The organism is Lysobacter sp. K5869 (assembly GCF_018847975.1).
Lineage (GTDB): Bacteria > Pseudomonadota > Gammaproteobacteria > Xanthomonadales > Xanthomonadaceae > Lysobacter.
Map to the genome: position 1 here is coordinate 292,170 of NZ_CP072597.1, position 25,604 is coordinate 317,773.

Here is a 25,604-nt window from a genome sequence, read left to right on the forward strand (position 1 = left end):
CTCCCCGTTCGTCGTTCGGATATCTCCCCCAGGATCGCCCGCGCATGAACACCCCCGCCGTTGCACAAACGCTGGATCGCAATTGGTCCCTGGTCGCCGCCGGCGCCGTGCTCGGCTGCGTCGCCGTCGGCGCGGTGTTCTCGCTGGCGGTGCTGCTGGGGCCGATGGGCGCGGCGACCGGTTGGTCGCGCGCCGGCCTGTCGGGGGCGATGACCCTGGCCTTCCTCAGCATGGGCGTGGCCGGCTTCGGTTGGGGCCTGCTCAGCGACCGCATCGGCCCGCGCGCGGTCGCCCTGGCCGGCGCGCTGCTGCTCGGGCTGGCCTGCGTGCTGGCCAGCCGCGCGACCAGCCTGCTGCAGTTCCAGCTCAGCTACGGCGTGCTGCTCGGCGTGGCCGCGGCGGCGTTCTTCGCGCCGGTGATCGCCGCCACCGCGGCCTCGTTCGAGCGCCGCCGCAACCTCGCCATCTCGCTGGTGTCCGCCGGCGTCGGCGTCGCGCCGATGACGCTGTCGCCGTTGGTGGCGTGGCTGATCAGCCACTACGACTGGCGCACCACCTTGTTGATCGTCGGCGTGTTGGCCTGGGCGCTGACCTTGCCCGCGGTGTGGTTCGTGCGCGCGGCCCCCGCCGCGGCGCACGCCGCCGCGCCGGCGCCAACCGACAGCGGCGCGCCGCCGGCGACGATGGCGCGGGCGCTGCGCTCGCGCGCTTTCATCGTGCTGGGGCTGGCCTACTTCGCCTGCTGCGCCGCGCATTCCGGGCCGATCTTCCACACCGTCAGCTACGCCATCGGCTGCGGCCTGCCGGTGACCGCGGCGGTGACCATCTACAGCATGGAAGGCGCCGCCGGCCTCGGCGGACGCCTGCTGTTCGGCACGCTCGCCGACCGCTTCGGCGCCAAGCCCGTCCTCGTCGCCGGCTTGTTCGTGCAAGGGCTCGCCGCGGTGAGCTATCTGGCGGTGAACCAGCTCGACGGTTTCTATGCCGTGGCGATCGTGTTCGGCATGGCCTACGGCGGCACCATGCCGCTCTACGCCTCGCTCGCCCGCGACGCGTTCGACCCGCGCATCCTCGGCGGCGTGCTCGGCGCGGCCAGCCTGCTGTCGAGCCTGGGCATGGCGCTGGGGCCGGTGGTCGGCGGCTGGCTCTACGACCGCTACGGCAGCTACACCTGGCTCTACATCGGTTCGATGATGGCGGGCTTGGCGGCGGCGGCGATCGCGCTGGCGTTTCCGCGCGCGCGGCGCGAGGGTGGCGAGGGCGGGTTGCGGCCGGCGTTGCAGTCGTGAGCGGCCGATCCGCCCCGACGCCGCGATGCGGGGTCGGGGCGGCCGGTTCGACGATGCGCGTCGGGCTCAGTTGATGCAGTTGTTGATCGCCGTGGACAACAGCGCCCGAAACACCGCGTTGCCGTCCAGATAGGCGTAACCCGGCGGCAGCGCCACCCGCGTATCCGTGAAGTTCGGACGCAGGAACTGGCGCACCAGATTGCGCAACGGCAGTGCCTTGCTCCCATTGCCGGAGTAGTACGCGTTGATGTAATTCACTCCGACGATGGGATAGGCCATCGTCACTGGCGCCGACGGCGCAATCGTGCGCAAGCAGTTGCGCATGGCGGTGGTGAGCGCGCCCGGCGCATCGCCGATCGTGCCGTTGTCCAGCACCTTGCCGGCCAACAAACTGGCCGGCGGGATGTTCGGCGGCGTCAGCATCGCCGGGTCGTAGCCGTTCACCCGCGCATACATCGCGCCCTGCGCCAGGGTTTCGCCGATACCGGCGTAGCTCAGCGCACCGACGGTCTGACGCACCTTGCTCACCGCCATGTCCTCGCTGAGCTGCGCGGAAACCGCCGCGTAGCGCTGCAGCGCGCTGCCGACAGCGACGACGAAGTCGGCGTTCTGGCGGAACTGATCGGCCGGAAAGCCGAAGCGGCCGTTGCAATTGGCCTGCAGATAGCCCGACAACGCAAAACCCGCCCCGCTGCCGGCGCTGGAGTAGACGATAGTGATCGGCCGCGGATAAGGCAGTTCCAGGCCCAGACGCGAATCGCTCCAATCGACAATGTCGCCGCCGAACACCCGGCACACGCTCTCCGTGTTCAAGCCCAACCCAGGCGGCAGTCCGTTGCCGTCTTTGTAGATCACCGCGATGGCCTGAGCCAGCACCGGGATCTGCACCACGGCGCCGCGTTCGGCCTGCAAGTTCGTCAGGAAGGTCTCGTAGTCCGAGTACGAGAACGGCGCATCGCTGCCGATGAAGTCCGGCCGCGCCGACAGCGCGGTGAAGCCGGCCACACCGTTCGGCGCGCAGTCGCCGCCGGCCTGCGCCGTTCCCTGCGCGACGAATATTTTCTTGCCGAACACGGTGCCGCTGCGGCAGTACGACACCGCATCGGCGGGATAGCGGATGTGGAAATCGGCGAAGACCGGCACGCGCGTACCTTGCATGTTGCCGAGTTCGGCAATGGCGTAGGTCCTGAACGGAACGGCGATGGCGCGGTCGCGCGAAAGCCGCGCGACCGGCGTGGTCTCCAGATAACGATCGCCGACATACGCCGCAGCCGGCGAATCGGCGCCGCCGCCGTACAGATCGACCGCGGCGGCAGGGCCGCTGGCGGCGGCGAGCAAGGCGAGCAAGCACGAAGCGAGAGAGAAGCGAGGCACGGGACGTCTCCTTGTGAATGGCAGGTCGATCCGATCGAGTGAGTGCGTCGATGCGATGCGCCGCGCTCGGCGCGGGCGCTTCCACCCTGAGCCCCGCAGATGCCAACCCGGCGACCGCCGTGCGCCGCCGCGGTGACAGCCGCGCGGGCCTTGCGCGACGAGTCTCGCGCGCGCGGGCCCGCCCCGTTCGCGAAGGTTTTGTGTCGAAAGCGCCGCGACGGCGGCGAAGATGACAGCGGCGGCATGCGCGCCGTCACACCGCGACGCGGCGATTCCCGGCGCGCGCTGCGACCGCGCAGAACTGTCATCCGAGCGCTGCGCGAGTTCCCGCGCGACCGATCGCGCGCGCGAGACGGACCGCGATGTGCGGCTCGGGCCGGTCGTGCGCCCGGCCCGATGCGAGACTCAGTTCGCGGCGCGATCCGCCGCCGCGTCCAACTCGCAGGTGCGCGGCCGCACCCACACGTCCTGGCCCGCGCGCAGCGTCGCGCCCGCCGGCACCGCGAACGCCTGCCGGTACGCCGGCACGCGGCCGACCCGGAACGCGACCACCGCGGCGGCCGCCTCGTGGCCGGACAGGCAACTGCGGTCGACGCTGTCCTGCAACTCGCCGGCCGGCATCACCACCAGCACCGGCTTGCGCCACCACGACGAGAACGCGCCGTCGCGCGGCGCCGACACGCAGCCGGCCAACACCGCCGCGCACAGCGCCAGATACAAGGCGTCCCACGCCAGCCCGCGCGACGCCAGCGCATCCACCCGGCGGCGGCGCCCGCTCACGGCCGCGCCTGCGCGAAGTCGCCCAGCGCGGCCTGCAGGCGCAGCTGCGCTTCCATCAAGTTCGCGGTGAGCTCGTCGCGGCTGAGCGTGGTTTCGTAACGCACGCGGGTGGCGTCGAGCAGTTCCAGCACCGTGCTGCGGCCGAGCCGGTACGCGTCGTCGGCCATCTGCTGCAGCTGCGGCAGGCGCGGTGCCAGTTGTTGCTCGAACCGCGCCAACGCGGCGCCGCGCTGTTGCACCTGGGCGCGGTAGCGTTCGATGTCGGCGCTCGACTGCGCTTCGGCCAGAGTGCGCTGCAGACTCGCCGATTCGGCTTCCGCGCGCGCTTGCTGGTACGCGCCGCGGCGCGTGTCGAACAACGGCACTTCGATCTCGAAACCGAGCGAATAGGTCTTGCCGTACGGCGCCACGGTCCAGAACTGGCCGCCGCTGAGCGAGACATTCGGCAAGCGGTCCCGGCGCGCGGCGGTTACCCGCGCCAGCGCCGCGGCTTCTTCCTTGCGCGAGGCGATCACCGCCGGGCTGTCGGGGGCGACGGCCGGCGGCGGCTCGACCGCCGGCAACGGCCGCAGCTCGCCCGCGCCGTGCGGACGCCAACCGGGAAAGCCGAGCAGGCCCGCGAGCTGGCCCTGCCGGTCGGTGAGATCGGCTTCGGCCTCGGCGAGCTTGGTGCGCCAATCGGCCAGTTCGACATCCACGCGCAGCAAGTCGTAGCGGCTGGCCATGCCGGCGGATTGGCGCCCGGCGACGATGCCGCGCAACCGGTCCAGATCGGCCATGCCCTGCTCCAGCGCCGCGCGCTTGCGCTGCGCTTGCAACAACTCGACATAAGCGCTGCCCGCGTCGGCGGTGAGATCGTTGGTCGTCGCGGTCAAGCGGCTGCGCGCGGCGTCCACGCCGAGATCGGCGGCGCGGATGCGCGAGGAGCGCTGGCCCGGCAACAGAATCGGCTGCTGCACCGACCACTGCTTGGCGACCTTGCTGGAGAAGTTGGTCAACTCGCCCGGCTGGCGCGCGCGCTCGAAGCTCAGCGTCGGATTGGGATAAGCGCCGGCGGTGGCGCGCGCGGCCTGCGCCAGCGCGATCTGCTTGCGCTCCAGCTCCAGGCGCGGACTCGCGCCGCGCGCCAGGGTCAGCACCGTCGGCAGATCCACCGACTCGGGCGGCGGCTCGGCCGCCGTCGCCGGCAGCGCGGCGGCGGCGATCATCATCGCGCTCAAAACGAATCGCCACTTCATGCGTCGGCCTCCTCCGGCGTTTGCAGTCGTTTGGCCGCGATCAGGCTGTACAGCACCGGCAGCACGAACAGCGCGACCAGCAAGGTCGTGCTCATGCCGCCGACCACGACCAGCGCGAACGGGCGCTGGGTCTCGCTGCCCATGCCGCTGGACAGCGCCATCGGCAACAGGCCGAACAAGGCCAGCAAGGACGCCATCAACACCGGCCGCAAGCGGTCGGCCGCGCCTTCCAGCAACGCCGGCAGCAACTCTTCGCCGGCGCGTCTTCGGTCTTCGGCCGCCGACAACACCAGCACGCCCATCAGCGAGACCTGCCCGAGCAAGGCGATGAAGCCGATCGCCGCGCTCACCGACAGCGGGATGCCGGCCAACAGCAGCGCGAACGCGCCGCCGGTCAGCGCGAACGGCATCGTCGCCATGATCGCCAGCGCGCTGCGGCCGGAGTTCATCGCCGCGTACAACAAGCCCAGCACCAGCGCGATCGCCACCGGCACCACCAGCTTGAGCCGCTGCGCCGCGCGCTCCTGGTTCTCGAACTCGCCGCCCCATACGAAGTAATGCCCGGCCGGCGGCTTGAGCTTGGCGTCGATGGTGGCGATGGCGTCCTTGACCGTGGAGCCCATGTCGCGGCCCTGCACGTTGAACTTCAGCGCCAGGAAGCGGATGTTGCCTTCGCGCACGATCGAGGCCACGCCGTTGCCGATCTCGATCTTGGCCAGCTGCCGCAGCGGAATCTGCGCGCCGTTCGGCGCCGGCACGGTGAGGTCGGCGATCTTGTCCTCGTCGTCGCGGCTGGGCTTGGGCAGCAGCAGGCGCACCGGCACCGGCCGCTCGCCTTCCCAGTAATCGGTGACCACGCGGCCGGCCAGCGCGGTTTCGATGGTGGCGGCGGCGGTGTCGATGGGAATGCCGGCGCGCGCGAGCGCGGCGCGGTCGAGACGGATGCGCAACTGCGGGCTGGACACGTCGCGGTACAGATCCAGCTCGGTCACGCCCGGCACGTCCTGCAACAAGGTTTTCGCTTGTTTCAGGGTGTCGCGCATGCGCTCCAGATCGGGACCGAAGATCTTCAGCACCACCTTGCCGCGCACGCCGCTGACCGCTTCCTCGACGCTGTCCTTGATCGGCTGGGAGAAATTGAAGCGCACACCGGGGATGCGTTCGAGCGAATCGCGCATCGCCTGGATCAGCCGCGGCTTGTCCCAGCCCGCGCGCCATTGCTCGTCCGGTTTGAGGCTGACGAAGGTCTTGAGCATGTTGACGCCTTCGTTGTCGGTGCCGTCCTCCGGCCGCCCGTGTTCGGTATGCACGGCCGAGACTTCGGGGAAGGCCAGCACGCGCTTGTGCACGTCCATCAGCAGTTCCTGGCCTTTCTCCATCGACACGCTGGCCGGCATTTCGGCGAACACGAAGATGTCGCCCTCGTCGAGTTCGGGCAGGAACTCCGAACCCAGCCGCGCGGTGGCGACGCCGCCGGCCACCAGCAGCACCGCGGCCAGCGCCAGCGGCAACGCGCGGCGCTGCATCAGCGCGCCGAGCACGCGCTTGTAGCCATCGCGCAGCTTGGCGATCCAGCCCGGTTCGACCAGCTTGGCGTGCTCGGGCTTGAACAGCAGCGCGCACAGCGCCGGCACCACGGTCAGCGAGAACACCAGCGCGCCGACCAAGGCGAAGGCGTAGGTGAGCGCCAACGGCCGGAAGATGCGGCCCTCCACCGATTGCAGGGTGAACACCGGCAGCAGCGCGGCGATGATGATCAGCATCGCGAAGAAGGTCGGACGGCCGACCGCGGTGGCCGAGCGGATCACCAGCGCGATCAGCGCCTTGCGGTTGGGCGGCCGTTCGTGGCGTATCGCGTGGATGACGTTTTCGACCAGCACCACCGCGCCGTCGACGAGGATGCCGAAGTCGATCGCGCCCATCGAAATCAGATTCGCCGGCAAGCCGAGGAAATGCAGGCCGATGAAGGCGACCAGCAGCGACAGCGGAATCACCACCGCGACCACGGCCGAGCCGGTGATCGAGCGCATGAACAGCCAAACGATGGCCACCACCAGAATGAAGCCGTGCAGCAGGTTGTCGTGCACGGTCGAAAGCGTGTGGCCGACCAGCACGCTGCGGTCGTGCGAGGCGACGATCTTCATGCCCTCGGGCAGGATCTTGCCGTTGAGCTCCTCGACCTTTTGATGGATGCCGTCGAGCACGCGCGAGGGATTCTCGCCGCGGCGCATCAGCACCAACCCTTCGACCACTTCCTGCTGATCGTTGTAGGCGACCGAGCCGCGGCGCGGCGTGGCGGCGAGCTTGATGCTGGCGACATCGCCCACCGTCAGCGCGGTGCCGGCGCGGTTCTTGAGCGGGATGGCCTTGATGTCCTCGACCGACTCGATGAAGCCGACGCCGCGGATGGTCAGCTCCTGATCGCCGTGGCGCAGGAAACCGCCGCCGACGTTGAGGTTGGCCTTCTTGATCGCCTCTTCCAGGTCGCCCAGGCTCAGGCCGGCGCCGTAGAGCTTGGCCGGATCGGCCTCGACCTGCAGTTCCTTCAGATAGCCGCCGAACGGCACCACGTCGGCCACGCCCTGCACCTGGCGCAGCACGCGGGTGACGTTCCACTGCATTTCCGAGCGCAGTTGGTACAGGTCGGCGCGGTCGCTGACTAGCCGGAAGCGATAGATCTTGCCGAGCGGCGTCGCCTCCGGAGCTAAATCGGGTACGACGCCTTGCGGCAAATCGGCCTGCGCCATGCGCTGGCTCACCAGCATCCGGGTCGAGAACGCATCCACGTCGTCGTCGAAGATCAAGGTCACCAACGACAGCCCGAACAGGCTTTCGCTGCGCAACAGCGTCATCCCCGGGGTGCCGTTGAGCGCGCGCTCCAGCGGCACCGTCACTTGCCGCTCGATCTCCTCGGCGGCGTAGCCCGGCATCTGGGTGATGACCTGGACCTGGACGTTGGTGACGTCGGGATAGGCTTCGATCGGCGTCTGCAGATACGCGCGCACGCCGAACAGGGCGACGATCGCGGTCATGACCAGGATCGCGACGCGCCGATGCACGCACGCTTCGATGATGCGATTCAGCATGGCGGCCTCAGAGCAGCTGTTCGGCTTGGCTGTCGAGCAGCAAGGCGCCTTCGACCACCACCTTTTCGCCGGCGCGCACGCCGTCGAGCACGGTCACCCGGCCGCCGCGCGAAGCGCCGGTGCGCACCGCGCGCGCCTCGAACCGGCCGTCGCCGCGCTGCACGTAGACCACGCGCTGGCTGCCGCCCTTGATCAACACCGCGGCGACCGGAACGCTGGGCGCGGCGTCGGCGACCGCGTCCAGGCGCACCTCGACCAAGGCGCCGGGCGTCAGCGCGGGCGGGCGTTCGCCGGCGAACTTCAGATACAGCGGCAAGCGGCGCAGATCGCCGTCCACTAAAGGACCGATGCCGTCGACCGTAGCCGCGTAATCGCCGCCGGCGCCGGGCACGTGGACGCGCGCGACCGCGCCGGACCGGATCGAAGCGGCTTCGCTTTCCGGAACATCCGCGACCACCCAAAGACGGGACGGATCGCCGATTTCCACCAGCGACGCGCCGTCGGCGGCGACCACCGCGCCGGTGTTGGCGCGAACCGACAACACCACGCCGGCGGCGGGGGCGCGCAGGACGAAACGGTCGCCGGCGCCTTGGCCGAGCAGGTGGGCCGCGCGCTCGGCGCGTTCGAGTTCGGCGCGGGCTTCGCGCACCGCCACTTGCGCTTGAAAGCGTTCCACCTCCAGGCCCACGCCCTTGCTCACCATCTCGTTCTGGCGGCGCAGCGCGTCCTGCGCCAGCGCGGTCTGCGCGCGCGCCTGCGCCAGCGAGGCTTTCGCCGACGCGGCGTCGGCGCTTTGCAAGGTCAACAAGGCCGCGCCGGCGCGCACGCTTTCGCCCGGGCGCACATCGACCGACACCACGCGCGCGGTCACCGGGCTGCCGACCGCGGTCATCGCCTGCGGCCGGAACGCGATTCGGCCCGGCAACGCGGCGCCGGCGACGCCGGAACCGGCGCCGACCGCTTCGACCTTGAGATAGTCGCCGGCCGCGACCGGCTTGTCCGCGCCTTCGCGGCCGTCGGCGTGCGCTTCGCCGCCGCCGCAACCGGACAAGCCCAGCGCCAGCGCGGCGCAAGCGGCCAGCGCGCCTAATCGCGCGCAATAAGGTTTCATCGGCAAACGCATCGACACTCCATCGCCCGGCGGGCTTACTCGCGGCGCGCAGGGTAGAAACCGCGGGCTTACGAAGTCCTTACGCCGGGTTCATGCGCGTTTTTGTTTTTGCCGCGCGGTCCTGCGATGCTTGCGTCCGCGCCGCCGCGCCCTCACTTCGCGACGGCCCCCACGATTCATTGGTGCCACTGACGGATACGGCGATGAGGATCCTGCTCGTCGAAGACGACGACGCGCTGCGCGCGACTTTGCTGGAAGCGCTGCGTCAGGCCGGCTACGGCGTCGACGCGGTCGGCGACGGCGCCGCCGCCGACGCCGCGCTCGCCGCCGGCGATTACGAACTGGTCGTGCTCGATCTCGGCCTGCCCGAACTCGACGGCCTCGACGTGCTGCGCCGCGCGCGCCAACGCCAGGACCGCACCCCGGTGCTGGTGTTGACCGCGCGCGACAGCATCGACGAACGCGTGGTCGGCCTCACCGCCGGCGCCGACGACTATTTGGTCAAACCCTTCGCGCTGCGCGAGTTGGAAGCGCGGGTCGGCGCCTTGATCCGCCGCGCCGCCGGCGGTTTGACCGAACTCAACGTCGGCCCGCTGAGCCTGGACCCGACCGGCCGCAGCGCGCGCATCGACGGCCAGCGCCTGAACCTGTCGGTGCGCGAGCTGGCCTTGCTCGAAGCGCTGATGCAGCGCGTCGGCCAGGTGGCGATCAAGAACCGCCTCGCCCAGCGCATCAGCGATTGGGACGAGGAAGTCAGCCCGAACGCGATCGAGGTCTACGTGCACCGCCTGCGCAAGAAGCTGCAGCCGCACGGCGTGCACATCCGCACCATCCACGGCCTGGGCTATCTGCTGGAACCGCCGGACGGCGAACCCGGCGACGCGGAGCCCGGCGCCGATGCTTGAGCGCCTGTCGCTGCGCCAGCGCCTGCTGCTGTGGCTGCTGCCGTCCACCGCGGCGCTGACCCTGGCCTGGATCTTCGGCACCTACGCGGTCGCCCAGCATTTCGTCGGCCGGGTCTACGACTGGGCGCTGGAGGACACCGCGCGCACCCTGGCCGGACAGGTGCGGGTCGAACGCGGCCGCGCCACGGTCAACCTGCCGGCGCCGGCGCTGCGCATGCTCGAATTCGACGAATTCGATCAGATCTATTTCAGCGTCACCGATCCGCAGGGCCGCCCGCTCGCCGGCAACCGCTCGCTGCCCGCGCCGCCGGACAACGGCAACGACGCGCCGCGCGTGCGCTTCTACCTCGACGACGGCGACGGCGCGCCGCTGCGGCTGGTGCAGTACCGCATGCGCGGCGACGGCAGCCTCGCGGTGTACGTGCGGGTCGCCGAAACCTTGCACAAGCGCAAGAATCTGGCGCGCGAGATGATGGTCTACATGCTCGGCTCGCAGTTGCTGTTCCTGGCCGGGATCGTGTTCCTGGTCTGGTACGGCGTCGGCCGCGGCATCGCGCCGCTCAACCGCGTGCGCGACGCCATCGCTCGGCGCACCCATGAAGACCTCAGTCCGCTCGACGAGCGCGGCCTGCCTTCGGAAGTGCAGCAACAGGTCCACGTCATCAACGAACTGATGGCGCGGCTGGCGCATACGCTGTCGATGCAGCGCAATTTCGTCGCCGACGCCACCCATCAGCTGCGCACGCCGATCGCGGTGCTGCGCACCCAAACCGAACTGGCGCGCCGCGCTCCGGACGGCGAGGCCTTGCGCGCGCTGCTCGCGCAGATGGACGCCGCGACCTTGCGCCTGTCGCGTCTGGCCACCCAGCTGTTGAGCCTGAGCCGCGCCGAACTCGGCCGCGCCGACGCGCTGAGCTTCGCCGATCTGGACGTGGCCGAACTGGTCGAGGACACCGTCGCCGCCTTGGTGCCGGCGGCGCTGGCCAAGCGCATCGAACTGCAGGTCGGCATCGATCCGGACCTGCCGCAGCTGCACGCCGACCGGCAACTGCTGCACGAGCTGCTGGCCAACCTGATCGACAACGCGATCCGCTACACCCCGGCCGGCGGCCGCATCGAAGTCGAAGCGCGCCGCCACGGCGCGGCGCTGCGCCTGACCGTGACCGACGACGGCCCGGGCATCCCGGAGAGCGAGCGCGAGCGCGTGGTCGAGCGTTTCTGCCGCGGCGGCAAGGCCGACTCGGACGGCAGCGGCCTGGGGCTGGCGATCGCGCGCGAAATCGCGGCGCTGCACGGCGGCGCGTTGACGCTGGAATCTTCGCCGCATCCCAGCGGCTTGCGCGCGACGGTGGAGATCGGACCCGCGAACGGTTGAGCGCGGCTGCGCGGCAAGATGCGAACTTCGTCGCAAGACCGCGCATCTGCGCAAACGAATGTGTCCGCCGCCGGTTTCGTTCTGCGTTTTACGCCACAGCCGCTTGCGGAAGCGCGGCAAGTTTTTTTCTGCGCCGGACATCCGCGCGAAAAATCGCGTGTAAGAATGACCCACTGCGCAGTACACAAAAAATGCGCTCAGTAGACTCGAAACCCTAGAGAGGGCATTCGATGGATTATCTGAAGGCGCTGGCGGCGCTCGGTCTGTGGCCCGCGATCTACCCCGTGGGTGCCGCCGCTCTGGCCTTCGCCGGCGAATCCGCGCATCGGCTTCGCTTCCATCCCTTGCTCGCGCTCGGCGTCGGCAGCGCGCTGGCGACTTTGCTGTTGATGTTGCTGGCGCGCATCGGCGCCTTCGTTCCCACCGTCATCGGCGCCTGCGGCTGGGTCGTGCTGGCGCTGTGGTGCTGGCGCGAGCGCGTTTGGACGCGGCTCGCCGACGCGTTCGCCCGCGCGCGCGACGATTTTTTCCGCCATGCCGGCGCCGCGCTCGCGGTGACCGCGATCGTCGCCACGGCCGGCTACTTCTACGCGATGTATCCCAAGGAAAGCCTGCTGGGCGAGCGCGACGAAGGCATCTACGCGCAGCACGCCCTGCATTTGCTGCGCACCGGCGGCTCGGTCGTCGACCTGAGCGCGCTGGGCATCGCGGCGGAACCGGCGGTGCAAGCGGTCGGACGCGGCCAAGCGCCCGAGTTGCCCGGCATCTATCCCACCGGCCAACGCTGGACTTACCAGTTTTCCGCCGCCACGCCCGCGTGGATGGCGATGCTCGCCGCGCCGCTGGGGCCGCAAGGCATTTTCCGCTTCAACGCCCTGCTCGGCGCGCTCAACTGCATCGCGTTCTACTGCCTGTTGCGGCGCTTGCTGCCGGCGCGCGCGCGCGCCTGGGCGGTGCCGGCGTTGGCGGTGTTCGCGTTTCAGCCGGCGCAGGTCTGGGTGTCGCGCAATACCTTGAGCGAACCGCTGTGCGCGTGGTTCCTCGCGGTCGGCCTGTTCGCCGCCAGCGTCGCGGTCGGCCGGCGGTCGCGCCGGTTGGGGCTCGTCGCCGGCGCGCTGATCGGCATGGGCTGTTTCGTGCGCATCGACGCGATCGTGTTCGCGCTCGCGGCCGCCGCGGCCGGCTTGGCGACGGTCGCGCTGGACCGCGCCGCGCGGCAACCGCGCGCGGCCGCGGTGTTGGGCGAAGCCGCGTTCGGCTGTTACCTCGCGACCGCGCTGGCGATGGGCTATTTCCTCGCGTGCGTGCAGCCCTACCTGCTCGGTCTGGCCGATCTGGTGGTGGCCGCGACGGTGGCGACGGTGGCCTGCGCCTTTCTCGCCCACGCCGCCGCGAACGCGCCGGCGCTGCGCCTGCGCGGCGCGACGGCGGCGCGGCTGGCCTGGCCAGCGGCCGCGGCGATGGCGGCGCTGTTCGTCTACGCGCTGTGGATCCGCCCGCACGTGCAGCCGTACGCCGTGATCGAATCCAAGCTGGTGCCGCAATTGAACGGCAACCGCGATTACCGCGAAACCAGCCTGCTCAGCGTCGCGGCGTACCTGTCGTGGCCGACGGTCTTGGCCGCGGGCCTGGGCGCGGCGCTGGCGGCGCGCGCGCTGTTCGCCGGCCGGTTGTCGCCGGCGCGGGCGTGGATCCTGGTGTTCCTGCTGGTTCCGACCGTGGTCTATCTGTGGCGGCCGATGGTCTCGCCCGATCACATCTGGGCCTCGCGGCGCTGGCTCCCGGCGGTGTTTCCCGCCTGCATCGCGCTGGCCGCGTTCGGCGCCGCGCGCCTGAGCCGCTGGGCGGCGCCGGAGCGGCTGCCGGCGCAGACCGCGCTGTTCGCGCTGGCGCTGGCCGCGAGCCTGTTGTGGCAGCAACGCGACACGCTGCGCTTGCGCGAGGACGCCGGGCTGGTCGCCCAGATCGGCGCCATCGCCGAGCGCCTGCCGCGCGACCGGCCGACCTATGTGATCGGTTCCCCGCAGCTGGCGAGCGCCCTGCTCAGCGGCTTCGGCGTCCCGGCGGTGCAGCCGCCGCCGGCGACCTGGGGCGACGCGGGACGCTACTGCCCGGCGCAAGGCGACTGCTGGATGGTCGTGCCCAAGGCCGATCCGGTCGCCGGCGCCGCGTTCGACCAAACATTGCCGCTGCGCCGGCTGCGCCGCGTTACTTCGTTAGAGCCGCTCGCTCACGGCACCTACGAGGAAGCCGGCGAATGGCGGGTGGTCCGGCTCGCGCGCTGAGGCGCGGCCCGGCGCAAACGTCCCTTCGCGTTTTCGTTCTGAGTTTTCGTTAGCCCCGTCCGAACGATCGACAGCCTGCGGCGCAGCGACGCCGCGACCGACAGGAGATCGCCCGATGAACGCACGCAGGTCGCTCCGAGCCGAAGGCCCCGTCTTCGCCGGCGGTCCGTTCCGCCCCGACGCGGCGCCGGCGCAGGACGCGCATTACGCGCGCAAGCCGGTCAAAGTGGTGATCCAACTGCCTTGCCACGACGAGGCCGGGCAACTGCCCGCGACCCTGGCCGCGCTGCCGCGGCGCCTGCCCGGCGTGGACGAGGTGGAATGGCTGGTGATCGACGACGGCTCCAGCGACGACACCGCGCGCGTCGCCCTCGCCCACGGCGCCCACGCGGTGCTGCGCCTGCCGCACAACCGCGGTCTGGCGCGCGCGTTCTGCGCCGGCCTGGAAGCGGCCTGCCGGCGCGGCGCCGACGTGATCGTCAACGTCGACGGCGACAACCAGTACGACGCCGGCGCGATTCCCGAACTGGTCGCGCGCGTGCTCGCCGGCCGCGCCGACATCGTGGTGGGCTGCCGCCCGATCGAGCGCATCGCCCATTTCCCCTGGTGGAAGAAGCGCCTGCAGCGGCTCGGCAGCGCGGTCGTGCGCGCCGCCGCGCACGTGCGCGTGGACGACGCCACCAGCGGCTTCCGCGCCTACAGTCGCGATGCGGCGATGCGGCTCAATGTCTATTCCAGCTACACCTACACCCTGGAAACGCTGATCCAGGCCGGGCAATCGGGCCTGCGCGTGGACGCGCTGCCGGTGGAGGTCAACCCGCCGACCCGGCCCTCGCGCCTGATCCGCAGCGTGCCGCAGTACGTGACCCGCTCGGTGCTGACCATCGTGCGCTCCTTCCTCACTTACCGGCCGCTGGAGTTCTTCCTCGCGCCCTCGGCGCTGAGCATGGCCGCCGGCGCGCTGATCGGCGCGCGCTTCCTCTACCACTACGCCCACGGCGCGGGCGACGGCCACGTGCAGTCGCTGATCCTGTCGGCGCTGCTGATCGTGATCGGCACCATCGGCGCGGCGGTCGGCTTGCTGGCCAATCAGCTGGTGGTCAACCGGCGCTTGCTGGAGGAACAGCAGCAGAGCCGGCGACGGGCGGAATGGCGGCCGCCGGCGTGACGCCGTACCGTCTGCGTCACCGGGCCCGCCGCCGAAGCCGAAACGCTTGAAGTCGATCTGGTACATCACCCGCAAGTTCCCGCCCTCGCGCGGCGGCATGCAGCAGCTCAGCGCGCGCATCGCCGGCGAAGTGTCCGCGCTGCGGCCGCTGACCCTGGTGCGTTGGGGCCGCGGCCAATGGGGCTTGCCGCTGTTCTTGCTGTGGGCGCTGCTGCGCCTGAGCGTCGGCCTGTTGCGCGGCCGCGTGCGCGTGCTGCTGCTCGGCGACCCGGTGCTGTCGGTGCTGGCGCTGCCGGCGCGCTGGTGCGGCGTGCCGGTGGCGGTGGTCGTGCACGGGCTCGACATCGCCTATGCGCGGCGCGGCTATCCGGCCTATCTGCGCCGATGCTTCTGGGGCCGCTTCGATCTGTATTTCGGCATCAGCCGCTATGTACTGGACGCGCTGGCGCGCGGCGGCATCGATCCGGCGCGCTGCGCGCTGGTCCATCCCGGCGTCGCCGCCGCAGCAGTTGCGCCCGACGCGCCGCCGGACCAGGCGCCGCGCCTGTTGATCCTCGGCCGACTGGTGCGGCGCAAGGGCGCGCTGTGGTTCGTCGAAGCGGTGATGCCGCTGTTGCCGGACACGGTCGCGCTCGACATCGTCGGCGACGGCCCCGATCGCGCCGCGCTCGAACGCGCCATCGCGGGCGCGGGGCTGCAAGCGCGGGTGCGGCTGTGGGGCGAGGTCGACGACGCCGAGAAAGCGCGCCGGCTCGTGGCCTGCGATCTGGCGCTGATGCCGAACCGGCGCGTCGACGGCGACCCGGAAGGCTTCGGCTTGGTCGCGCTGGAAGCGGCGATGAGCGGGCGCTACGTGCTGGCCGCGGATCTGGAAGGCCTGCGCGACGCGCTCGCCGATCCGGCCTTGGGCCGCTTGCTGCCCGAAGCCGATGCGCGCGCATGGAGCGGCGCGATCCTCGCCGAACTCGCCGACCGCGCCGCGCTGCGCGAACGCGGCCGCGCCGCGCGCGCCTACGCCGCCGCGCATTGCTCCTGGCGCGGCATGGGCCGGCGTTACGCCGAGCGGCTCGATGCGCTCGGCTGACCCGCCGGCGCCGCGCGCGCGCTGGAAAGAAGCCGCACGCCGCGCCGGCCGCGCGGCCGGGTGGCTGCTCGGTCTCGCCGCGCTGGCCTTGGTCGCGCAACAAGCCTGGACCCGCCGTACGCAATGGCTGCCGTTGTGGCAGCGCCTGGAGGCGGCCGACATCGCGCTGGCCTTGGCGCTGTGTCTGGCGATGCAGATCGCGTTCGGCCTCGCCTGGCATCTGTTCGCGCGCGGCCGCTGGGTGCCGCAGCAGCTCTACGCCGATCAACTGCGCTGGGGCCAGAGCCTGCCGGCCAAGTACCTGCCGGGGAAAATCTGGCAAGGCGTGGCGCGCAGCGCGCTGTACGCGGACGAGCGCCGGCCGACGCTGACCTTCGTCCTGTTCGTGCGCGAGCAGTTGCTCTCGCTCGGCATCAGCGCCGCGATCGCCGCCGCCGCGGCGCCGGCCGCGCTATCGCCGCGGCTCGGCCTGCCGTTCCAGGCCGGGTTGCTCGCGTTCGCGGTCGCCGTCAGCGTCGCCGCGGTGTGGCGCCGTCTCCCGGCGGCGCTCGCCGCGCGCTTGCCGGCCGCGCTGGCCGGATGGAACCAAGGCTTGCCCACGCGCGCGGTGCTGGCGCGGGTGTGGCTGCTGCAATGGCTCGCGTATGCGGCGATGGTCGGCGCGTTCGCCGTGCTCGTCGCCGGTTTCGGTTTGCGCATCGGACTGGCGCAGGCCGCCTCGGCGCTGTGCCTGGCGGGCTTGGCCGGCGTATTGGCGGTGCTGGTGCCGGCCGGCCTCGGCGTGCGCGAGGCGGGATTGTTCTGGTGCCTCGCGCCGCTGGTCGGCGCCGGCAACGCGGCCATGCTGGCCTTGGCGTGGCGGCTCGCGATCACCGCCGGCGAAGCCTTGTTCGCTGCGCTCAGCTTCGCTTTGGGCGCGCTGCGCGGACGCTGAAAACGAAGACGCCGCGCCCGCTTGCGCGGACGCGGCGTCGATTTCGCTCGCGACTGCCGCGAGCGTTCGTCGATCAGAACTCCTCGGCGATCGCGTGGCCGATGAACAGCGGCGGGTTGGCGCCGTTGCCGGTCTCGCAGGTCACGCCGTAGTTGAGCGTCAGCGACAGCAGGTTGCGCGACTCGACCTTGAGCACGTACAGGCCGTTGACGCCGTTGTTGTGCGTGCTGCGCTCGCCCAGGTAGACCTTCTGGAACGAGTTGATGTTGTTGCCGCCGGCGATGACGTTGCCCTGCGGGTCCTCCAGGCGCATTTCCAACTGCGAAGCGCTGGTGCCGTCGATGCGGCAGCTGACGTAGTCGGGCGCCTGCAGGTACAGGCCGAAACGGTCCTGGCCGCTCAGCAGGCCGAGCAAATTGCCCAGCGCGCTCGAGGTCGAGCTGCCGATCTTCTTGGAACGGTCGTCCTGCGGATCGGCGGTCTTGGCGATGCGGAAATCGCCGCCGAGGGTGGCGTTCTCCTGCGTGGTGCAGTACGCCGCGAACGCCGGGTTGGCGGTCGGCGTGGTGCCGCGGAAGGTGGCCTGCACGTTGGTGTAGTCGCCGGCCGGCGCGCCGACCGCGGTGAACACGTCGAGGATGCGCACGGTCTCGTTCGCGCTCAGGTTGGTCACCTGCTGGTTGCCCAACTGCGAACCGGAGGAATCGCGCAGCTGCCAGGTCACCTGCACCGGCTCGTTGATCGAGGCGACGAAGCAGTTGCTCTGATAGCCCGGCGCCGCCGCCTGCCGGCGCAGGCCGGTGACGATGGATTCGTTGGCGCCGCTGGAGAACGAGCCGATCTTGAAGGCTTCCACCGAGAAGCCCGCGCCGCTGAACGCCTGGATGCGGCTGTAGCCGGAGATCGGAATGTTCGCCGCGCTCTGTTCGACCAGGGCGATCTGGCCGTAGTTGCTGGTCGGGCTGACCGGCACGCCGCACAGATCGGCCAGGCCGCCGGATACGACCGCGTTCGGCGCGACGCTCAGCGTCGTGCACGGCCGCTCGCCGGCGAACGGCGTGCCGGGCGCGCCGTAGTAGGTCATCTTGACGCTCGCGGTCGTGGCGCCGGCATTGCGCACGAAGATCGTGGAGGAATAGCTGGCGCTGTTCACCACCAGCGGAAGACGCAGGATGGTGCCGTAGCCGTCGGCGGTTTGCGCCAACGCATTGCCGCTCAGCAACGCCGCGGCCAACAGGCAGTACATACGACGGGCTTTCATAGCAGAGTCCTCTTCGTCCATATCAAGGCCACGGGCGAGCGCCCATGGGCGTAGGCTCCGGCCCGTCGCGCTGGAGGCCGGAACAAGAACAACGCGCGATGCGTTGCGGTGCTGCGGGCGATCGGCGCTACTGGTCGATCAACCGGTCCGGGAATGGCTGTTTGCCGGCGAGCACGGCGGCGATTTCGTCGCGGCCGATGCCGTAGATCTTGGAGATCGCTTCGGGCTGCTCGCGCATCTGCTGCAGGCGCTGGCGCTTGAGTTCCTCGCGCGCGTTGGCCGACAGCGCGAGGCCTTGGTTGTAGACGATCTGATGCGGCTTGCCGTCCGGGCCCTTATAGCTTTGCGGCGGCTGCGCTTGCGGCGCGGCGCTGCGCGTTTTCTCGGCCACGACGGCTTGCTGTTGTTGCGGCGTGAGTTGCGGCGCCTCGCCGATCGGCGCTTGCGCCTGCGGCGCGGCGCCGAGGTTCTCGCCTGCGGCCGGCGCGGCTTGCGGCGCCGGCGGTGTGGACGAGTCCCACGGCTTCCAGACGAAGACGCCCAGGATCAAAACGGCGCTGCCGAGCAGCGCCACGGGAAGGCGCGAAGACGCGGCCATGAATCCCCCTGTTCTTTTTTATCGGACGGTGTGCGGTTACAACGTTCGAGGTGGCGATGCCGAGGCAATGATCGCAGATGTCGGCTGCGCGCTTTTCTCGTTTTGTATCGCTTACTAACCATCGATAACGTGACAAGGGGCGGCAAAGCGGCCGCGAAAAAACAGCGAATTCGCTTACTGCAAAGCGCAACTCATTCGAATTGAGGCCGGTATCGTTATGCCGATGCAAGCATGAGTGAGGCAGCGTGAGTTACGTTTATGCGCTTGTTTTCACCCGTTTTTAGCAACTCTCGCGATGGCCGATGAGGTGGTTTCGCCGCGTTGAGAATTTATTGATGGCGTCGTCGCGCGCATCGCGAATGGCGTCGCCGACGCCGCGAGAGCGGCATCGCGAAGCATCGTCGCGCGCGCGCCGCGTATGCGCGCAACCGAGCGGGCCGTCGCACCGCTCATCGCGAGCGGGAACGCGCGCATCGCGCGGGCGCCGCCGCCGCATCGCACCGGCGCGCGCCGTCGCGTCGCTTGGCCCACGGAGATTGCGACCCAGTCGACGCCTTGCTAGCATCGCGCGCCCGGCCGCGGCAGCGCGCGCCGATCCCCCGGCGCCGGCCCTCGGCGCATCACGGCAATGGACGCCGTCGCTCGGCGTTCGCCCCCAGTTCTAAGGACAGACATGGTTTCGATCATCGTAATGGCCGTCTTCGGCGGCCTGTGCGGCCTCGGCTTCCTCGCCGTCATGGCCCTCATCGCCAAGAACGGCAAACATCAGTTCGACCGCACCGAGTTCGCCTCCGCTCAGGATGTGCACGCGCTCGCCCAAGCCTGGGCCGGCCGCAACGGCTACGCGCTCAAGCGCAGCGAAGGCGAGCTGCGCGTCTATCAGAAGGGCACGGGCTTTTTGACCGCGCCGATGTTCCTGGAAGTCGACCGCGCGGGCGGCCGCTGGTCGCTCAAGAGCTATGTGCGCATCAACGGGCTGATCGTGCAGGGCGACGTCGGCCTGTCCGGCGACGGTTTCCTGGTCAAGCTGCCGCGTTCGTTGGCGAAGAAGGCGCAGAACGAACTGTATGCCTCGCTCGATCTCGCGCCGCTGAAGTAAGCGCGGTTTTCGCGCCCGGCGCCACGGCGCCGGGCGCTATGTCCGGATCGTCCGGACTGAGGCGCGTCTCCAGCGCAGCTGCGTGTTCGGCCTCTCATCGACGCGGCGCGACGCCGTTTCCCGCATCGCCAGCGCGCTCCTCGCCCGGCGAACAGCGGCCATGGCGGCCGACGGTTCGCCGCGCCGCGGCCGCGATCACCGCCGCCGCCACTCCGCCCCGCCGCGGCCCGGCGCGCCGATGAACACCGCTTCGCGGTCCATGCGCCCGTCGAAGCGTTCCACCCATACCTCGGTATGCCCGCCGGTGTCCTGGCTCTGTCGGCGCGCGCGCACGCGCGCGGCGGCGCGGGCGATGTCGCGGTTGGGGAAAGCGATCTCCTGCGCGCCGTTGATGCGCAGCCGCCACAAGCGCGGGGCGTGCGACACGACTTCGTAAATCGTCACCAGCGTGGACATCGGCACTCCATGCGATTCCGTCGATGCGGGGTGCGGCCACGCTAACAAAGCGCGAACGTGACGGCTGTAGGAAAACCCCGATTCGGCGTCGGCGCGCGTCTACACGGGCGTAGACATCCGGTTACGTAACGTAGGCATCCGCCGACGTTCGCGTCGGCGCACCGCACTTTGCCCGCGGGCGAGTTGCGGACCTTGGAAACGGCCTGGACATTCGCTCGCATCATCTACGGAGCGATAGGGAAATGATCCGGGTGTTCATCGTCGACGACCAGCCGCTGGTCCGCCTCGGGCTGCGCTGGATCCTCGGCGCGCACAGCGACTTCGAGGTGGTCGGCGAAGCCGGCGATCCGCACGAGGCGATCGCGCGCGTGGCGCAGTCGCAGGCGGACGTCGCGCTGTGCGGCTTCAATCTGCCCGACGGCGACAGCCTGGGCTTGGTGCGGCGCCTGCTGCACCGCGATCCGGCGCTGCGGATCCTGGTGGTGTCCGCGGTCGGCGACGGCCCGCTGCCGCGGCGCTTGCTCGCGGCCGGCGCGCTGGGCTACGTGTCGAAATCGCGCGACGGCGCGGTGGTGGTGCGCGCGTTGCGCGAGGTCGCCGCCGGCCGCCGCTTCATCGACGACTCGCTCGGCGGCCGGCTGCTGTTCGAGTCCTCGCCGTTCGACCGGCTCAGCCCGCGCGAACTGGAAGTGGCGCGGATGCTGCTGGAAGGCCGGCGCAACCGCGAGATCGCCGCCGCGCTGCGCGTGACCGAATCGACCGTGCGCACCTTGCGCTCGCGCGCGCTGAGCAAGCTCGACGTGCGCGGCGAAGGCGCGCTGGTGCGGCTGGCGATGGATCACGGCCTGGTCGGCCGCGGCACGAAATGCTGAAAACTCCGCTCAGCCTTGGGGATCGGCCCACGGCGCATGCGCGAACTTGCGCGCCAGATAGTCGATCAGCGCCTGCACCCGCGCCGGCCGCGCGCGGCCCGGCGGCGTCACCACGTGCAGCGCGATCGGCGGCGGCGCCCACTGCGGCATCACCACCTCCAAACGCCCGTCGCGCAATTCCCGCCAGACCAGGAACTCGGGCTGCAGCGCCAGCCCCAGCCCCGCCAGCAACGCCGGATTGAGCGCCTCGGCGTTGTTGACCCGCAGCGGCGCCGGCACGCTCAGGGAAAAATCGCCGTGGCGCGGGTGATGGAAGCGCCATGCGTTGCCGAAGCGCGAGTGGGCGTAGGCCAGCGCGCTGTGTTCGGCCAACTCGCGCGGATGGTTGGGGCGGCCGCGCGCGTCCAGATACGCCGGCGCGCCGACCAGCAGGATGCGCACGCCGCACAAACGCCGCGCCAGCAGGCTCGAATCGGCCAGCGCGGAAATGCGCAAGGCGAGGTCGTAGCCGCCGCCGACCAGATCGGTCACGCCGTCGTCGAAGTCGATGTCCAGCGCGACCTCGGGAAACTCCGCCATGAATTCCGGCAACAGCGGCGCCAAATGGGCGATGCCGAACGACATCGGCGCGGCCAGCCGCACCCGCCCGCGCGGGCTGCGCGCCTGCGCGGTGACCTCGGACTCGACCGCCTCGCCCTCGGCCAAGATCCGCGCGGCGCGTTCGAGCGCGCCGCGGCCGCTCTCGGTCAGCGAAATCCGCCGCGAGGTGCGGTGCAGCAGGCTAGTCTTGAGCCGGGTCTCCAGGCGCGTCACCGCCTTGGACACGGTCGCCTGCGACAGGCTCAGCTCCTCGGCCGCGCGGGCGAAGGAGCCCAGTTCGGCGACCTTGGCGAAGATCGCCCAGGCTTCCAGGTCGGGCAGTCGGATCATGTCGTTTTTAGAAAGAATGGTTTTCTATCGTTTCTATTCTAAACCCAATCCCGTCGGCCTATCGTGTCCCCATCGCCTCGCACACAAGGAAACGCCGACATGATCGAACTGCGCCCCTACGCCAGCCTCGGCGGCGAAAACCACGGCTGGCTCGACGCCAAGCACCACTTCTCCTTCGCCGGCTACCGCGACGCCCAGCGCATGGGCTGGGGCGCGCTGCGGGTCTGGAACGACGACACCATCGCCGCCAACACCGGCTTCCCGCCGCACTCGCACGCCGACATGGAGATCATCACCTACGTCCGCGACGGCGCGATCAGCCACCAGGACAACCTGGGCAACCGCGGCCGCACCGAAGCCGGCGACGTGCAGGTGATGAGCGCGGGCAGCGGCATCCAGCACGCCGAATACAACCTGGAAGCGGCGACCACCCGCATCTTCCAGATCTGGATCATCCCCGACGCCCGCGGCGGCGCGCCGACCTGGGGCGCCAAGCCCTTCCCCAAGGACGACCGCGCCGGGCGCTTCGTGGTGTTGGCCAGCGGCATCGACGGCGACGAAGACGCGCTGCCGATCCGCGCCAACGCCCGCGTGCTGGGCCTGACCCTCGCCCAAGGCGAAACCGCCGAGTACGCCTTCGACGGCGAGCGCTACGGTTATCTGGTGCCCGCCAAGGGCCGGATCGAAGTCAACGGCGTCGCGGCGAACGCCCGCGACGGCATCGCCATCCGCGGCGAAGCGCGCATCCGCGTGACCGCTACCGAAGACGCCGAACTGGTGCTGGTCGACACCGCACCGTAACCGCCGCGCGTCACTTTCATCGCTGCACCCGCGCCGTCCACACCGCGGCGGCGCCTCTCTCTCTCGTTCCTCGTCGCCAGTCCTCTCCTCCCCAACTTCGGAGCCCCACCCCATGGCCACCTTCACCACCCGCGACGACGTGCAGATCTACTTCAAGGACTGGGGCCCGCGCGACGGCGCGCCGGTCGTCTTCAGCCACGGCTGGCCGCTGAGCTCGGACAGCTGGGAATCGCAGATGTTCTTCCTGGCCTCGCACGGCTACCGCGTCATCGCCCACGACCGTCGCGGCCACGGCCGTTCCAGCCAGCCCTGGGACGGCAACGACATGGACCACTACGCCGACGATCTGGCGCAGTTGCTCGAACACCTCGATATCCGCGGCGCCGCGCTGTTCGGCTTCTCCACCGGCGGCGGCGAAGTGGCGCGCTACATCGGCCGCCACGGCACCGCGCGGGTCGCGAAGGCCGGTTTGATCTCGGCGGTGCCGCCGCTGATGCTCAAGACCGACGCCAACCCGGGCGGCCTGCCGCTGGAGGTGTTCGACGGCCTGCGCGCCGGCTCGATCAAGGACCGCTCGCAGCTGTACCGCGACATCGCCAGCGGCCCGTTCTTCGGCTTCAACCGCGAAGGCGCCGCGCCGTCGCAGGGCATGATCGATTCGTTCTGGATGCAAGGCATGTGGGGCGGCCATAAGAACACCTACGACTCCATCGCCGCGTTCTCGGCCACCGATTTCACCGAAGACCTGAAGAAGTTCGACGTGCCGACCTTGATCGTGCACGGCGACGACGATCAGATCGTCCCGATCGACGCCGCCGGCCGCGCCTCGGCCAAGCTGGTCAAGAACAGCAAGCTGATCGTGTATCCGGGCGCGCCGCACGGCCTGACCGATACGCACAAGGACAAGCTCAACCAAGACCTGCTCGACTTCCTGAAGTCCTGACGGAATCGGCCTGTAGGAGCGGCGTAAGCCGCGACCCAACGAAGCAGCGAACGAAAGCGCACTCCCCCGAAGCCCGGCCCATCGGCCGCTCCGCGCAGATTCGGCGCTCGGCAACGCAACCTCGCATCGCCAACCGGTCGATCGCGGCTCGCATCGCTCCTACAGCCCTCCCCGCCCCCACGCATCACTTCCGGCCTACGACACCCCCGAAACCCGCGTGCTAGCGTGCCGCGTCGCCACCTGCTCCGGGGTTCCGCATGCGCGCCGCACGCTTCGTCCCGTCGTACGCCCTCGCCGCCGCCCTCGCCTGCGGTCCCGCCGTCGCATCGAGCGACGAGCGCGACGCCAAGATCGACGCGATCTTCGCGCCCTGGAGCGGCCCCGCCACGCCGGGCTGCGCGCTCGCCATCGCCCGCGACGGCGAACCCGAGCGGATCCGCGGCTACGGCATGGCCAACCTCGAGCACAGCGTTCCGGTCGCGGCCGATTCGGTGTTCCACGTCGCCTCGATCTCGAAGCAGTTCACCGCCTTCGCCATCGCCTTGCTGGCCCAGGACGGCAAGCTCTCGCTCGACGACGACGTGCGCAAGTACCTGCCGCAGCTGCCCGACTACGGCAAGCCGATCACCCTCGCGCACCTGCTCCACCACACCAACGGCCTGCGCGAACAAGGCCAGCTGCTCAACCTGTCGGGCTGGCGCGGCGACGATCTCTACACCCAGGACGACATGCTGGCAGCGCTGTCGCGGCAGACCCGCACCAATTTCGATCCCGGCGAGGAAGTGCTCTACGGCAACGCCGCCTACACCTTGCTCGCCGAAGTGGTGCGCAACGTTTCGGGCATGCCGCTGCGCCGCTTCGCCGACGAGCGCATCTTCCAGCCCTTGGGCATGCGCGACACCCGCTTCCAGGAAGACCACAACGAAGTCGTCGCGCACCGCGCGCAAGCCTACGCCGCGCGCGAGGGCGGCGGCTGGCGCAGCAGCGTGCCCAACTACGATCACAACGGCTCCACCAGCCTGCTCACCACCGCCGGCGATCTGCTCAAGTGGCAGCGCAATCTGATCGACGCGCGCGTCGGCGGGGCGAAAGCGCTGGCGGTATTGCGCACCTCGGGCCGCTTGAACGACGGCACCGAAACCGGCTACGGCGGCGGCCTGCGCTTGCAGGATTACCGCGGCCTGCCCAGCGTCGCCCACGACGGCGCCGACGCGGGTTTCCGCAGCGACGCGGTGCTGTTCCCCGATCACGGGCTGGCCGTGGTCGCGCTGTGCAACGGCGCATCGATCGCGCCGGGCGAACTCACCCGCAAGGTCGCCGAACTCTATCTGGGCGAACGCATGACCCGCCCCGCGTTCGCGCCGGCCGTGCGCTTGCGCCGCACCGATCCGGTCGCATTGGCCGGCAACTACTGGAGCGCGCTCACCGACGAAGTGGTGCGGCTGGAGTTCAAGGACGGCGCGCTGCGTCAAGTCGGTACGCCGGCCGCGTTCGTGCCGATCGGCGAAGGCGCGTTCCGGCCCGGCGAATCCGACCACCTCTGGCGTTTCCAAAGCGCGCGCGGCGGCGCGACCGAACTGTCGATCCGCGATTTCTGGCCGACCGTGCGCCGCTTCGCGCGCATCGCCGACCCCGTGCCGCAAGCCGCCGCATTGCCCGCGTTCGCCGGCCTTTACCGCAGCGCCGAAACCGCGACGACCTACGAAGTGCGCGTCGCCGACGACGGCCGCCTGCGCCTGCAATGGCCGCGCGGCTACGTCGTGGCGCTGGACGCGGTCGGCGGCGATCGTTTCCTCGGCTCGCGCGGCACGGTGAGCTTCACCCGCGACGCCGGCGGCGCGGTGGACGGGCTGACGATCAGCAATCGCCGTCTGCGCCGGTTGCAGGCGCAGCGCTTGCCGGCGCAGGCGGCGAACGAAACCGTCGCGATCGCCGCGCGGCCGTGAGCGGCGCGGCTCCGGCCATGATAAGCGTCACGTGACCGCGGCGGAGGCGTCGCGCTACAGTCGCGCCGC

Annotated in this window: 21 protein-coding genes; 12 read left to right on the top strand and 9 right to left on the bottom strand. The window is 70.4% G+C overall.

The window, feature by feature from the left end:
- Window positions 1-44 precede the first annotated feature (44 nt).
- Window positions 45-1,289 carry an MFS transporter gene (locus J5226_RS01205; protein ID WP_215838034.1) on the top strand — a complete coding sequence of 415 codons (1,245 nt, stop codon included), beginning with the start codon at window positions 45-47 and terminating at the stop codon, window positions 1,287-1,289.
- Between the two features lie 66 nt (window positions 1,290-1,355).
- Here J5226_RS01205 and J5226_RS01210 read toward each other — a convergent pair whose 3' ends face one another.
- The 5 genes from J5226_RS01210 to J5226_RS01230 form a co-directional block, all read right to left on the bottom strand.
- Window positions 1,356-2,663 (bottom strand): substrate-binding domain-containing protein, encoded by a 1,308-nt coding sequence (locus tag J5226_RS01210; RefSeq protein WP_215838035.1) that lies wholly within the window; start codon window positions 2,661-2,663, stop codon window positions 1,356-1,358.
- A 405-nt stretch (window positions 2,664-3,068) separates the two neighbouring features.
- Window positions 3,069-3,443, bottom strand: coding sequence for a hypothetical protein (locus J5226_RS01215; RefSeq protein ID WP_215838036.1), 375 nt, complete (start codon window positions 3,441-3,443; stop codon window positions 3,069-3,071).
- Complete coding sequence (locus J5226_RS01220) at window positions 3,440-4,681, bottom strand: TolC family protein (protein ID WP_215838037.1); 1,242 nt, start codon at window positions 4,679-4,681, stop codon at window positions 3,440-3,442. The genes J5226_RS01215 and J5226_RS01220 overlap by 4 nt, the downstream gene beginning before the upstream one ends.
- Window positions 4,678-7,767, bottom strand: coding sequence for a CusA/CzcA family heavy metal efflux RND transporter (locus J5226_RS01225; protein WP_215838038.1), 3,090 nt, complete (start codon window positions 7,765-7,767; stop codon window positions 4,678-4,680). The genes J5226_RS01220 and J5226_RS01225 overlap by 4 nt, the downstream gene beginning before the upstream one ends.
- A gap of 7 nt (window positions 7,768-7,774) precedes the next feature.
- Window positions 7,775-8,890, bottom strand: a complete 1,116-nt coding sequence (locus J5226_RS01230; protein WP_215838039.1) for an efflux RND transporter periplasmic adaptor subunit — start codon at window positions 8,888-8,890, stop codon at window positions 7,775-7,777.
- 191 nt (window positions 8,891-9,081) lie between these two features.
- Here J5226_RS01230 and J5226_RS01235 point away from each other — a divergent pair, with 191 nt between their 5' ends.
- From J5226_RS01235 to J5226_RS01260, 6 genes are all read left to right on the top strand, one after another.
- Complete coding sequence (locus tag J5226_RS01235; protein ID WP_215838040.1) at window positions 9,082-9,783, top strand: response regulator transcription factor; 702 nt, start codon at window positions 9,082-9,084, stop codon at window positions 9,781-9,783.
- Window positions 9,776-11,158 carry a sensor histidine kinase N-terminal domain-containing protein gene (locus tag J5226_RS01240; RefSeq protein ID WP_215838041.1) on the top strand — a complete coding sequence of 461 codons (1,383 nt, stop codon included), beginning with the start codon at window positions 9,776-9,778 and terminating at the stop codon, window positions 11,156-11,158. Before J5226_RS01235 ends, J5226_RS01240 begins: the two co-directional genes overlap by 8 nt.
- Before the next feature lie 230 nt (window positions 11,159-11,388).
- Entirely contained in the window at window positions 11,389-13,443 is a 2,055-nt protein-coding gene (locus J5226_RS01245) for a glycosyltransferase family 39 protein (protein ID WP_215838042.1), read from the top strand.
- 115 nt (window positions 13,444-13,558) lie between these two features.
- On the top strand, window positions 13,559-14,611 hold the full coding sequence (locus J5226_RS01250; protein WP_215838043.1) for a glycosyltransferase family 2 protein: 1,053 nt from the start codon (window positions 13,559-13,561) through the stop codon (window positions 14,609-14,611).
- Window positions 14,612-14,657: 46 nt separating this feature from the next.
- Window positions 14,658-15,695, top strand: a complete 1,038-nt coding sequence (locus tag J5226_RS01255) for a glycosyltransferase family 4 protein (RefSeq protein ID WP_215838044.1) — start codon at window positions 14,658-14,660, stop codon at window positions 15,693-15,695.
- On the top strand, window positions 15,682-16,629 hold the full coding sequence (locus tag J5226_RS01260; RefSeq protein WP_215838045.1) for a lysylphosphatidylglycerol synthase domain-containing protein: 948 nt from the start codon (window positions 15,682-15,684) through the stop codon (window positions 16,627-16,629). The genes J5226_RS01255 and J5226_RS01260 overlap by 14 nt, the downstream gene beginning before the upstream one ends.
- A 73-nt stretch (window positions 16,630-16,702) precedes the next feature.
- On the opposite strand, the gene J5226_RS01265 is transcribed toward J5226_RS01260, so the two are convergent.
- A complete protein-coding gene (locus J5226_RS01265) occupies window positions 16,703-17,890 on the bottom strand; it encodes a hypothetical protein (protein WP_215838046.1) in 1,188 nt (395 codons plus the stop codon).
- 127 nt (window positions 17,891-18,017) lie between these two features.
- A complete protein-coding gene (locus tag J5226_RS01270; RefSeq protein WP_215838047.1) occupies window positions 18,018-18,488 on the bottom strand; it encodes a hypothetical protein in 471 nt (156 codons plus the stop codon).
- A gap of 673 nt (window positions 18,489-19,161) precedes the next feature.
- On the opposite strand from J5226_RS01270, the gene J5226_RS01275 reads away from it, so the two are divergent.
- Entirely contained in the window at window positions 19,162-19,587 is a 426-nt protein-coding gene (locus tag J5226_RS01275) for a hypothetical protein (RefSeq protein WP_215838048.1), read from the top strand.
- A gap of 195 nt (window positions 19,588-19,782) precedes the next feature.
- Here J5226_RS01275 and J5226_RS01280 read toward each other — a convergent pair whose 3' ends face one another.
- On the bottom strand, window positions 19,783-20,043 hold the full coding sequence (locus tag J5226_RS01280) for a hypothetical protein (RefSeq protein WP_215838049.1): 261 nt from the start codon (window positions 20,041-20,043) through the stop codon (window positions 19,783-19,785).
- Window positions 20,044-20,285: 242 nt separating this feature from the next.
- Here J5226_RS01280 and J5226_RS01285 point away from each other — a divergent pair, with 242 nt between their 5' ends.
- Window positions 20,286-20,915 (top strand): response regulator transcription factor, encoded by a 630-nt coding sequence (locus J5226_RS01285; RefSeq protein WP_215838050.1) that lies wholly within the window; start codon window positions 20,286-20,288, stop codon window positions 20,913-20,915.
- Between the two features lie 9 nt (window positions 20,916-20,924).
- Here the strand turns inward: J5226_RS01285 and J5226_RS01290 are convergent, their stop codons facing one another.
- Window positions 20,925-21,845: a LysR family transcriptional regulator gene (locus J5226_RS01290; protein ID WP_215838051.1), complete on the bottom strand. Its 921-nt coding sequence runs from the start codon at window positions 21,843-21,845 to the stop codon at window positions 20,925-20,927.
- Between the two features lie 99 nt (window positions 21,846-21,944).
- Here J5226_RS01290 and J5226_RS01295 point away from each other — a divergent pair, with 99 nt between their 5' ends.
- The 3 genes from J5226_RS01295 to J5226_RS01305 all read left to right on the top strand — a co-directional run bounded on the left by J5226_RS01295 (window position 21,945) and on the right by J5226_RS01305 (window position 25,535).
- Window positions 21,945-22,646, top strand: a complete 702-nt coding sequence (locus tag J5226_RS01295; RefSeq protein WP_215838052.1) for a pirin family protein — start codon at window positions 21,945-21,947, stop codon at window positions 22,644-22,646.
- 112 nt (window positions 22,647-22,758) lie between these two features.
- Window positions 22,759-23,589 (top strand): alpha/beta hydrolase, encoded by an 831-nt coding sequence (locus J5226_RS01300; protein WP_215838053.1) that lies wholly within the window; start codon window positions 22,759-22,761, stop codon window positions 23,587-23,589.
- 257 nt (window positions 23,590-23,846) lie between these two features.
- Window positions 23,847-25,535, top strand: a complete 1,689-nt coding sequence (locus tag J5226_RS01305) for a serine hydrolase domain-containing protein (protein WP_215838054.1) — start codon at window positions 23,847-23,849, stop codon at window positions 25,533-25,535.
- Window positions 25,536-25,604: the final 69 nt, after the last annotated feature.